We start from the raw sequence: 11,489 nt of genomic DNA, 5'->3' as shown, positions 1-11,489 counted from the left end.
CGAAGAAGAGAGCAGAGGCGAGCGTGCCGTGGAAGCGAGTCATTATCCAACGAGCAGTATTAGCGGGATATTCTAAGGGTCCCAAGCCTGTAGAGAAGTTAGCGAAAGCTTTAAAGAACCAGCAAACGCAATCGGCTCGCTATGAGAAGTTAAAAAATCGCGACGGGTTGGCGAGCGGGCGCCTGGACGGAGCGGACCGTGCCCTGTTGGTTGAATTTGAAGTCAATGGCGAAAAAAGCCTGGTCATAGCGGATATCGCGGAAAATCATGAGTATGAGAAATCGACGCTGTTTTCGGACAAGGCGGGTGTTGAGAAGTATCGTCAGAAATATGGTCCATCGATAATGTAAATAGCTCTAAAGATATATTCATTATAGGGCATAGCTTTCTACTGGATTGATATCTTCATATGGCAAAGTAAAATTTTGCTTAACCACACGCGAATGCCACGAGACTGCCTAATTTGCTAATACTCTTGCATGGTGTTTGGGTTGATGCCACACAAAGCGAAGACGAAATCATGGAAAACATCTGGGACATGCTAGATAACAGTACTGAACCCGATGCTGAAGATTATGCCATCCATGATTATGAAGGATTTGGCAACATCAAAATCCATGAATATGAAGCAATAAGCAATATTGTGGAGTATACATCCTTCATCGAAGAACACGGAAAGCTAGGCCTAGCTCTTCTTTCTGATTATTCAATAGATGAAGCACGACTGATGTTGGAGGAACATTACCAAGGTAGTTATGATTCAGAGGTTGATTTTGCCAGAGAGTTATTTGATGAGTGTTATGAACATCAAATGCCAAATAGTTTAATCTACTATTTTGATTATGAAGCGTTTGCTCGTGATCTTTTTATTAATGATTATTGTTCGGTAGAGTTTGATGGTCAGACCTATGTTTTTTTAAACTATTAAGCCCCTTTTTGGGGCTACTTAAACTCTAAACCAATGGAAAAGATCTACTGCAATGAAAGGCAGGAATGACTAACATCAATATAACCTGAAGCACATTCGCAAATTGCAATCTCCTCCAGCGGTATCTAATGGATTTATTTCAAAGGAGCAACGCGCAAACCGTTAATGAGGTGATTCATGAAAAAATTAGTTATAACCGCCTTTTCTTGTTTGTGTTTTAACGGTGCAAATGCAGGCGATACCGATATCTGGCAGCACATTGGTATGCTGCAAGACCAAATGGTCGTGGTTTCCAATCAGATTGCAGCTTTAGCCAGGCAAATTGCCTCCATTCCCGCAGGTCCACAAGGCCCGCAGGGTATGCCTGGGGCAAAGGGCGAACGAGGACCAGCAGGCCATTATCAGGCTGGTAGTGGCATCCGTATCGAAGGCGATGTAATTAGTGCCAATACCATCAGCCATCAGATTGGCGAACGTTATCAAGGTGGTATTGTCTTCTGGGTCGATGACACAGGCCAGCATGGCTTAATTGCCAGTATGAATGACGTGAAGGCGATAAAGCAAGCACCTTAGGCCATGTGCGCGCTGTATATCAGTTTTGAAGGCTGTTGTAACTATACAAGCTGGCCAAAAATTTTCTTAAAATACTCTATAGAATTATTACGCCAGCACTTAGCTGCAATAGATAAGCATTCTCATTATTCCACCAAAGAGCATCATGTGGCCCGTAGCAGCCATTCACACTCGCAATATAGATATTGCTCGAAATCATGTCATTCTTTGGACGCAAGACAGTCAAATTAAAATTACCATATCCACTAAATGAATTCATATTAGGTAATCTGGAGGGTGCTGGTTTTATTGGAAAAGAGGACTTATTGAACACACGAAACCATGCAGTTTGGTTCCTCCTACCATTATTAGGAAACATAACAAATTGAATCTCTTCTACCTGATTTTCATCGCCATAAATGATTTGACTATCTGGAATAAAATCTAAATTGAGAAAATTTAGATTTTTCATATCACAATCAGGTTTGCCTCCTCTGAGGATATTATGTATTGGCCATCTTAAATTCCATAAACTTGAAGGCGGTTTATATTCATCTCTATTAATACAAGCATTTTCTATGCAATTGCTATAACGCGACCAATAAGATAGTTCAAAAAAACTCTTTTTTAAAATTTCATTTGATGAAGAAATTGGGGAAAAAAATCTACATAGCTCCAAGAACTCTTCATCATTTAAATTTCCTTCAAGTAAACTAAGTTCAATGTTAGTTCCATAGGAGAAAAAACTTAATGTTTTTGATTTTGAATAATCATAACCAATCCAGCAAATATTTTCCTCGTCCAGTACATGCGGCTTCATTTCCCAAACCCAATGATCATATAAAGCAGCGTGGTCTAATGTGGATAGAGGTCCAAAGTCATACAAAAATTGCTTGCATCGTAAAAGAGCATTTTTATATTTAACAAAGAAGCTATAAGAGGCAAAATGGGCAGAACACCAGGCAGACCATTTTTTTAATTGATAATGACTGGGTTGTTCATTATAAGGGATATCTTCTTGCATTGCTCATAAAAAATCCTGTTATCGATGCCCTGACCTGGTTTCCTGCGGCGTTTTCTACTTTTTTATGCAATGTAAAATGTCATTCCTAAAAATAACTAACCGATTAGGTTTCGGTCAATGTAATAGCCTATCCCATCACCAATATAGGTATTCAACTCTTTACTGTTAAGGTGAAACCCAACCCTTTTCCTCTGATTATTAATTAAAGTCACTTCAGGATATTCAAAATCTTGTTGGGGTACAGGGTTAATTAATAATTCGGCTCCCCAATTCATATCCCAGTTAGGATGGCAATAATACGCATAGGCGCCAGAGATTTTGTATTTCCCGTCAGTATGCCAAGAAAGCCCTGAACCTGGATAAAGATAGGGTCTGGCATAGAAAAAATCCCAATCCCTGTCTTTAAGACCTATCAGATGAGGGAACTCAGCAGAGCTTACTATGAGCTCCTGAATAAATAAATCGATGGTTGTAGCTGTAGGATATACCTGCTCTGTAGTGGAAGGTTCTGGCCTAGGATGAGAAATTGTAACGTTGCCCCATAAAGGGGCACCATCTTCGAGACTAAAAGCATTCACCCATCTGGAAGAATGAACAAACTTAAATTTTTCAGTTTGAATATAATTCCAGATTTTTTCAAAACCGGATGGCTTTAAGAAATCATCGATTACTGCAAACACATCATTGCTTAGAATTAATTTCATATCAACAGCGAAGCTACTAAGAAGGAATGCTTTGACAGCCTTGAATTACCAAGGCATGTATTCATCTTTATCTTCTTCTGTATCAATTGCATTAAAATATTCTTTCATTACATCTCCCTATTAAAGATCATTTTTCATCAGACTGACGATTATAAATTCATTATTTCATAGAGACAATTCTGATTTAGAGGTATTTTTATACATACTGACTTATAGGGAATCTTGAAATTATATATTTGTTTTAGAGTGCTCTGTTGTTAGCCAGCAGTGCCATCGAAATTGTGGAGAGCCATGCTGCTAATGTCTCTCAGTCTTTTAAACCAGCTCACAAAACTTAATAACAAAAAGCATCAAGTAATTACATTTGGATTTAGGTACCAATACTGGTACCAAATAAATGCATAAGAATGAAATTTAAATCGTAACTCATTGATTTTACTATGCCGTTGAGCGGAATCGAACCGCTGGCCTATTGATTACGAATCAATTGCTCTACCGACTGAGCTACAACGGCATCAGATGATTATTACTTAATTTAAAGCGGTTTGCGAGCCCCTGTTGGGGTTGTTGCAGGACTACTCCGATGGTCCAGTCGCTGGATTTGTCGGCGCCTAGATAGTGGAGGGGTTGTTGGGAGTTCAGGCCGTATCCGTCTACCATCAGGGCGTAGTAATACGCTGGAAATAAGCAGTAGCCGTATAGGTATTCATTGCCTGGGAACTGGCTGTTTAAGGAGCCCCATTGTTGTTGGCATATTTGAGAATTGGCTTCATCGAGCAGGGATTGATTGTTGAATTCTTGTTCGGTGTAGTTGAATGGCTGGCTTTTTGCCAAATCAACCAGGCCGCCCATTACATACCAGTTTTTTACTGGGTTGGCTTGAAGAGCAGGTTGAACTACGCGGTTTACGTGATGCACTGCATTCATCAGGCTTGATATTTCTCCTTCGCACACATAGGCGTCGCCCTGCCCTTTTTCACCTGCAGGCATTTGATAGTCATTCGCAAAACATACTGAATCATCGAGAAACTGGTGGGTGACTTCAGTTTGTCCTAAGCCCAGAAAGCTGTGAATGAATAATTTGAAGTGACGGCCATATATATCAAACTCGCGAATATCCTTGCTGTCTGTCTCTGAGGATGCACTCACTGGGAAAACGATTTGTACTGAAGCACCGCCCATATCCATTGTACCTACAGTTTCGCTGTCGTTCTTTAACGTATCGAGCTGATAATTGATTGCCAGCCAGCCATACATTCCTTCGTCCGTACCAGTGATGGTTTTTGCTTCGACAAGTTGCCATTGACTTTGATTGGTAAACCATTGCTGCACTAAATTATTCATCTGCTGTTGTTTAGGCTGTGGCAGTAAGCGCATGCCCGCTGTGGAGTAGAAATAAACAGGAATCTGATAAGCCGGGGCGCCGGAGAAAAGGGTAGTCAAGTAGGCATCTACCGTCGGTTCGTTGGCTTCGATGGTTGCTAAACCGGGTTTGATTTTTTTGGAATATCGCTCGGTGATATTCACCGGAGTTTTACCTTCCAAATCATAGGAGTAGATATGCAGGCGCGATCCAGTGCTTCCCGCATCAACAATGGCTATACACTGTTGTTGCTCGCAGTTTTCCTGTGCTGCATAAGTGGAATTGAAAAAAAGACAACAACCCAGCAGAAAAAAAACTACTCGCATTCTATTTTACCAGTCAGCATAAAGTTGGCGCATGATACAATATGTCCATTAAATTGTCAATTATTAACTCGCTGCATATCGATTTTGGACCAATCCATCGATAAAACTTGACTATAAAACACTATTTCCATAATGTGGTAACTGTGAAGGAAAACTATACACAGTCCGTCTGGTATTTTTTAACAGTGAGGTTATTATGCCATTTAATATTCCAAAATTAGCCACTCTCATCTCTCGAACAAAAAGCATTTCCGAAGTATATGCAGAAGAGCGCTCTCAAAGAGATGACAATCGTAGCTTCATCACCAGATGGGCTTTCGGCAAAACAGATAATAAAAAACGTAAACAAGATACTTACTTTATTGAGGCACTGGCAAATGGCATTGAGGCCAATAAAGGCGGTTATGGTAATTTGGATGAAGAATTCAAAATTACTCCGGACATGTCACAAGATGACAAGCTTGACCGCCATGATAAAAAAGAAGCTTTTCTGGCTCGCGTCATCACTGGTGCCTGTATTTATGCGTTGATCAAAATTGATGCCGAATATAAGGGGAATGAGGAAAAGATAGCCAATTCAGCGCTTGCCTCAGTCATCTTTAAAACTTACGAATTTAACAAATTAAGCGAAATTCCTATTGCTGATGTCAAAAGTTATTTAAATGATTTGGATCGATATATTGATAAAATGACCAAACCCAGACTTCCTTTGGTTTGGCACGAACAATTTCAGAACACGACATTACTGCGAAATGATATTACTTCCTGGGAAACTGAATTCGTTAGAAGCCATGCTTTAACGGTATAGTGTGTTATGAAGAGGAATTTTTGCTAAATAAAAGTTCCTCTTTCCGATAGCAAACTGGCATTTCTGCATCATTCCACTCAAGCATTCCGCAATTAATAGTATTATAAACAATGGCTCCGGCCTTCTTTAAGGTAAGCAGGGTTTGCGGATGTGGGAAATGATAACGGTTATCAAAACCGGCAGAAATTATTGCGAACCGGGGCTGCACCTGCTCAATAAAATCTTCGGTGGAGGACGTCTTGCTGCCATGATGAGCGACTACCAATAAATCTGCCGCCAATTGTTTTCCATAGGTTTCTGTTAAATAATTTTCCGCTCTCTTTTCAATATCCCCGGTCAGTAATATAGTTCTGTTGCGATTGCTTATTTGCAATACGCAGGATGAATTATTCTTATCTCTGAAAGTTCGTTGTATGGGAAAGAAATGAAAGTGAATGCCATCCCATTCCCAGTCAGGATAGAGATGGCAGTTCTTGCCGCGTTTGTAAAATTTTACATTATCGACAATTAACTCGCCGACAGGAAAGCGTTTTTCCAGGCTGGGAAGGCCGCCGCGGTGATCCAGGTCAGGATGAGAAATGACAACTTTATCAATTTTCTTAATGCCAATGGTACGAAGATAAGGGTTTATAGCGAGCTCTGCCATATCGCTTCCATGATAAAACTTCATGCCGGTATCGTATACAAGGATATGATTGGCTGTTCTGAGCACAACCGATAAGCCCTGCCCCACATCCAGTACATCCAAAATAAAATCACCCTCTTTTACTTTGGGATAGTAGGGAAATATTGTGCAGACTACAAAGAGGCTCAAGGCCAGAATCAGCTTTTTATCTGGTAGAAACACCGTGAGGCTGACGGCAAGACTCAAGGCAAACAGTTGCAGTATATTATTAAGACCAAACTCAAAATTCATCCATGCCAAAGAATTAATAGTGTGCAAATACCACATCAGCAGATGAATTACACTGATAACCGGCCATAAAACCACGGCCGTTTTAAAACAAAGCAGCAGCAACACGCCGAGTAATCCCAATGGGACAATAGCATAGCCAACCAGAGGGATAGCAATCAGATTAGCTAGTAATCCATTGATTGCGCCATAAGAAAACCAGAATAGAGTCAATGGCATTAAACCAAGCAGACAGGCAATTTGTAAGGCCATTATTTTTTTCAAGCCTCTCAAATGGCTGATTCGCTGACTGGTAGAAATCAGAGTCGCAACCGCGATGAAGGATAGATAAAATCCGGGTAATAACACGGCATGCGGTTCGATAAGCAAAACAATCAGCAGTGCATAACGCCAGGTTTGCCAGCCGGTAAATCGTTGCCTGCCAAAATTTTTGCTTAACATCAGGGTACAGGCGATGAGCGATCGTTGCGCAGGTACTGCAAAGCCTGCCAATAAGGAATAAACCAAAGCCGCGAGAATACCTCCAATACTTCCAGCCTGCTGGGCAGGCCGATAAAGACATAAACCAGGAAACCGTGTCCAAATCCAACGGCATAAGCTATAGATAAGCCCTGCAACCAAGCCGATATGTGCCCCGGATATGACCATCAAATGCGTAGTTCCAGTCCGACGAAACAGATCCCACTCCGCTTTGTCAATATGATTTGTGACACCCAGTGTCAAGGCTTGTACGATCCCGGCACTGACAGGATCATTCAGATATTTCTGGATTAATTCGGACAGGTAAAAGCGCAGATTTAAAACACCGGGAGACTTTGACTTATCCTCAAGCAGTTTATGATTTTTATTTTTTAAATAACCTGTCCAGTGAATATGACGGGCCTGCAAAGTCTGGCGATAATTGATTCCTCCCGGATTACCCGGCGGCTGTGGCTTTTTTAATTTGACATCGAATTGCCAATACTGTCCGGTGGTTATTTCAGGGCAATGCTGATAACAGGATAACATGGCATAAGCGCTGGCTTTTTTTCCATCCAGCTCACTTATTAGAAACTGAAACTGAGCTTTTTCTTCAGATACGGAAGGAATTGATACGACTTTTCCACGCACTGTCGCTTTAGCAATCAGTTCAGTGTTTGGAATACCCTGCTCGGCAACCCACCATTGATGTATTAAGGACCATAAAATAGCCGCAATAAACCAAAGCAGCACCCATCGGCTTGCCTTGAATAATAAGCCAATGAGCATAAACAATACCGCATAGGGAGAATGCGTATAGAAAAACGCAATCCCTGCATAAAAACAAAGAATTTCCATAATAATGAGTTTGGACTTCCATTGGCGCCTACTTTATCGAAACCCATAACAAACTGCAAACTCAAATTTTGCCTTGATTCTGTCAACCCATAACAAAATCGAGTATCATCAAAGAGGAATAGTTTCTGACTGCTCAATTGCCTGGAATATGCTCCAAAATTGAGAGACTTCAATACTGCTGGTAAAAAGGATCTTTACTATGATAATTACCGCTTTAAATGAAAACAGCCATGATACGCGAGTAGCGATTACTCCCAGTGTCGTTAAACATTACAACAAGCTTGAATTAGAGGTCTGCTGCGAAAGCAATGCCGGCGCTGCTGCCGGGTTTACCGATGATGATTACATTCAGGCTGGAGCCAGGATTATCGCTAACCGCCAGGAGCTGCTGCAACAGACTAAAATTCTGGTTTGTGTCAGTGAATTGCCTCCTGCGGAAATGGTGGGCCTGCCAACCAATTCTCTCATTGTCGGACCCTATGATAATCAGGCCAATAGCGAAGTGATCAGCTGGGCTTCTCAGCAGCAAATGAGCCTTTTCTCCATGAATCTGATTCCGCGTATCAGCCGTGCTCAAAGCATGGATAGTCTCTCGTCACAGGCTAATCTGGCAGGCTATCGCGCCATTCTCGAGGCAGTTCAATACTATCATCGAGCCATTCCGATGATGATGACTGCTGCTGGAATGATTCACCCTGCAAAAGTATTGATTCTTGGTGCAGGGGTTGCCGGCTTGCAGGCGATTGCCACAGCCAAGCGGCTTGGTGCCGTCGTTTATGCCTTTGACGTTCGTCGAGCAGCTAAAGAACAGGTAGAAAGCCTTGGTGCTGAATTTATTGAAGTCAGCGATGATTCTGATGCGGAGACCAGCGGCGGCTATGCTCGTGAGATGAGTGAAGAATACAAAATACGCCAGGCAGAATTGATAGATAAGTATGCCAAAATGGCTGATATTGTCGTTTGCACCGCGTTAATCCCCGGAAAACAAGCGCCTGTTCTTATTAAAACTGCTACTGTCGCCCATATGAAAAAAGGCTCCGTTATAGTGGATCTGGCTACCTCCCGAGGCGGCAATTGTGAGGGCAGCCAAAAAGATCAGGTCGTTAAGGTGAATGACGTCAGCATCGTCGGAATCAGCAATATGGCCGGCCTGGTACCGGCGACAGCCAGTGAACTGTATGCTAACAATGTCCTTAATCTGATTCGCCTGATGGCTGATAAACCAGGCTCCTTGTCATTTAATGATCAAGATGAAATTATGAAACAGGCGCTGCTATGTCATCAGGGTGCTTATATGCCATTTCAATCCACGAAGGAGGCTCAAAATGCCTAGTGCCGTTTTTATTAACAACCCCTACGTCGCTACACTCACTATTTTTGTTCTGGCCTGCTTTGTCGGCTATTACGTCGTATGGAAAGTTACTCCTGCGCTGCACACACCGCTTATGTCGGTTACAAATGCCATTTCGAGTATTATTATTCTCGGAGCGCTTATAGCCACTGGAACACATCTTGGCGGAAGTGTCGGCTGGCTGGGAGGTCTGGGTATTTTCATCACCGCAATCAATATTTTTGGCGGTTTCGTAGTTACGCAACGCATGCTGCGTATGTATAAAAAATAATTTAATGGATGGTACCGTCATGACGACAATGATTTCATTTTTCTATTTGATTGCCGCTGTCTGTTTTATTCTGGCCTTAAAGGGTCTGGCTAGTCCATCAACTTCCCGCCGAGGTAACTTGCTGGGTATATTCGGGATGGCGCTGGCAATTGGCGCGACTCTGATGATGCCTGTTATAAATCATCACCTCTTGCTTATCGGCCTGATTATTGCGGGGGGAATAGTCGGAACGTTTATCGCGCTCAAGATTAACATGACTGCCATACCCCAGTTAGTGGCCGGTTTTCACTCTCTGGTGGGTTTGGCGGCGGTTCTGGTCGCATTCTGTGCCTTTTTATCTCCAGCTGCTTTTAATATCGGAGAGCCTGGAGAAATTCATACCTCCAGCTTAATCGAAATGAGCCTTGGGCTAATCATTGGAGCGATTACTTTTTCCGGTTCGATTATCGCATTTCTCAAGCTTCAGGGCTTAATGTCCGGCCAGCCTTTGAAATATCCCGGCCAGAAATTAGTGAACCTCTTACTTGGAATTGCCATTCTTGCCTTATTAATCCATTTCGTGATGACTCAGGCATTCTGGGTATTTAGCCTGCTCGCCTTGTTATCTTTTGCACTCGGATTTCTATTGATAATGCCCATTGGCGGCGCCGATATGCCTGTAGTTATCTCCATGTTGAATTCTTATTCCGGATGGGCTGCGGCAGGAATTGGATTTACCCTGAGTAACCATCTGCTGGTTATCACCGGCGCACTGGTAGGTGCCAGCGGGGCCATTCTGAGTTATATCATGTGTGTAGGCATGAATCGTTCGATCATCAACGTCATCTTTGGCGGGATTCAGGGAAGCAGTGCGGTAGCGCATGCCAGTGGATTAAATGGCAATCAGCAAGTTCATCAGGCCAATGGTGAAGATGCCGCCTTCCTGCTTAGCAATGCCAAGGACGTTATTATCGTTCCTGGATATGGTATGGCCGTAGCGCATGCGCAACATGCGGTAAAGGAGCTGGTTGATGCGCTCGAAAAGAAAGACATTCGCGTTCGGTTTGCGATTCACCCTGTCGCAGGCCGTATGCCTGGTCATATGAATGTGTTATTGGCAGAAGCTAATATTCCCTATGATCGCGTGTTTGAGCAAAGCGAAATCAATCGTGATTTTGGAACCGCTGATGTCGCATTTGTGATTGGTGCCAATGATATTACCAACCCGGCGGCTAAAACTGATCCCAGTTCACCGATTTATGGCATGCCGGTATTGGAAGTTGAAAAAGCCAAAACGGTGTTGTTCGTGAAAAGAAGCTTAAATGCTGGCTATGCGGGCGTGGAAAATGATCTCTTCTTCCGTGACAATACCTATATGCTCTTCGGAGATGCTAAAGTGATGACAGAATCGATTGCCAAATCGCTGGCGGAGGTTTAATCGTCTACTTGGCAATGCCTGCTTACTGCGGCCAAGCCGCAGTAAGCAGGCAGGTGTTTTACTTCACCGTTCTACATTTGGCATGAACTATTTCATTCCCTTTATTTTCCAGTTCGACTACAGCAGCTGAGACAGCGGTCAAGCGTAAAGTTTTTCCATTTTCAACGAGCAGCGCTGTTTCATCACCTTCACTAATTGGCATGTCATTAATAGTACCAGAGCGCTTTTTCATAAAGACACGAAGGATTGCAGCTGGTTCAGCGGTTTGTAATTCACATTCTGCTTTGATAGTGAATAAAGTAAAATTAGTAAGAACTTCAGGTTTGTTCGGTACTAAATCGTATTCGATAGTGGTGAAGGGAGCCAGAGGATAATTAGCAGCGAAAACCTGAGCACCCAGTAAGGCACCAACGCAGAACATACCAATTTTTTGAAACATTAAAAATCTCCACAGTGATAAAATTGGAAACTAAGATACAGTTATTTTGCTTGTATGGCAAATCGAAAGGCACTTA

At 42.5% G+C, this 11,489-nt stretch carries 10 protein-coding genes, 1 tRNA gene and 2 pseudogenes; 7 read left to right on the top strand and 6 right to left on the bottom strand.

Annotation, left to right across the window (positions count from 1 at the left end):
* The first annotated feature begins 23 nt into the window (after positions 1–23).
* The 3 genes from LXA66_RS14480 (at position 24) to LXA66_RS14470 (ending at position 1,501) form a co-directional block, all read left to right on the top strand.
* Positions 24–350: a hypothetical protein gene (locus tag LXA66_RS14480; protein ID WP_233013712.1), complete on the top strand. Its 327-nt coding sequence runs from the start codon at positions 24–26 to the stop codon at positions 348–350.
* 104 nt (positions 351–454) lie between these two features.
* Positions 455–928 (top strand): antirestriction protein ArdA, encoded by a 474-nt coding sequence (locus LXA66_RS14475; RefSeq protein WP_255665429.1) that lies wholly within the window; start codon positions 455–457, stop codon positions 926–928.
* Between the two features lie 177 nt (positions 929–1,105).
* Complete coding sequence (locus tag LXA66_RS14470; protein WP_233013710.1) at positions 1,106–1,501, top strand: collagen-like protein; 396 nt, start codon at positions 1,106–1,108, stop codon at positions 1,499–1,501.
* A gap of 41 nt (positions 1,502–1,542) precedes the next feature.
* Here the strand turns inward: LXA66_RS14470 and LXA66_RS14465 are convergent.
* The 4 genes and pseudogenes from LXA66_RS14465 to LXA66_RS14450 all read right to left on the bottom strand — a co-directional run.
* Positions 1,543–2,501, bottom strand: a pseudogene (locus LXA66_RS14465) (hypothetical protein); the annotation flags it as partial.
* Positions 2,482–3,208, bottom strand: a pseudogene (locus LXA66_RS14460) (2OG-Fe(II) oxygenase). The pseudogenes LXA66_RS14465 and LXA66_RS14460, both read right to left, overlap by 20 nt.
* A gap of 441 nt (positions 3,209–3,649) precedes the next feature.
* Positions 3,650–3,722: transfer RNA gene (locus tag LXA66_RS14455), tRNA-Thr, on the bottom strand.
* Positions 3,713–4,897: a multidrug DMT transporter permease gene (locus LXA66_RS14450; protein WP_233013709.1), complete on the bottom strand. Its 1,185-nt coding sequence runs from the start codon at positions 4,895–4,897 to the stop codon at positions 3,713–3,715. Before LXA66_RS14450 ends, LXA66_RS14455 begins: the two co-directional genes overlap by 10 nt.
* 196 nt (positions 4,898–5,093) lie before the next feature.
* On the opposite strand from LXA66_RS14450, the gene LXA66_RS14445 reads away from it, so the two are divergent.
* Positions 5,094–5,705: a hypothetical protein gene (locus LXA66_RS14445; protein WP_112218161.1), complete on the top strand. Its 612-nt coding sequence runs from the start codon at positions 5,094–5,096 to the stop codon at positions 5,703–5,705.
* A 4-nt stretch (positions 5,706–5,709) separates the two neighbouring features.
* Here the strand turns inward: LXA66_RS14445 and LXA66_RS14440 are convergent, their stop codons facing one another.
* Positions 5,710–7,935 carry a DNA internalization-related competence protein ComEC/Rec2 gene (locus LXA66_RS14440; RefSeq protein ID WP_233013708.1) on the bottom strand — a complete coding sequence of 742 codons (2,226 nt, stop codon included), beginning with the start codon at positions 7,933–7,935 and terminating at the stop codon, positions 5,710–5,712.
* 199 nt (positions 7,936–8,134) lie between these two features.
* On the opposite strand from LXA66_RS14440, the gene LXA66_RS14435 reads away from it, so the two are divergent.
* Genes LXA66_RS14435 through LXA66_RS14425 form a run of 3 tightly spaced genes read left to right on the top strand, consistent with a single transcriptional unit; the run spans position 8,135 to position 10,974 of the window.
* Positions 8,135–9,268, top strand: coding sequence for an NAD(P) transhydrogenase subunit alpha (locus LXA66_RS14435; RefSeq protein ID WP_112218163.1), 1,134 nt, complete (start codon positions 8,135–8,137; stop codon positions 9,266–9,268).
* The gene (locus tag LXA66_RS14430) at positions 9,261–9,557 is read left to right on the top strand and encodes a proton-translocating transhydrogenase family protein (RefSeq protein ID WP_058509017.1); all 297 of its coding nucleotides are present in this window, start codon (positions 9,261–9,263) and stop codon (positions 9,555–9,557) included. The genes LXA66_RS14435 and LXA66_RS14430 overlap by 8 nt, the downstream gene beginning before the upstream one ends.
* Before the next feature lie 19 nt (positions 9,558–9,576).
* A complete protein-coding gene (locus LXA66_RS14425) occupies positions 9,577–10,974 on the top strand; it encodes an NAD(P)(+) transhydrogenase (Re/Si-specific) subunit beta (protein WP_233013707.1) in 1,398 nt (465 codons plus the stop codon).
* Positions 10,975–11,032: 58 nt separating this feature from the next.
* On the opposite strand, the gene LXA66_RS14420 is transcribed toward LXA66_RS14425, so the two are convergent.
* Positions 11,033–11,413 (bottom strand): hypothetical protein, encoded by a 381-nt coding sequence (locus LXA66_RS14420; RefSeq protein WP_233013706.1) that lies wholly within the window; start codon positions 11,411–11,413, stop codon positions 11,033–11,035.
* Positions 11,414–11,489 lie beyond the last annotated feature (76 nt).

The organism is Legionella sp. 16cNR16C (assembly GCF_021297775.1).
Lineage (GTDB): Bacteria > Pseudomonadota > Gammaproteobacteria > Legionellales > Legionellaceae > Legionella_C > Legionella_C quinlivanii_A.
This window is presented reverse-complemented; position numbering and strand designations above follow the sequence as displayed.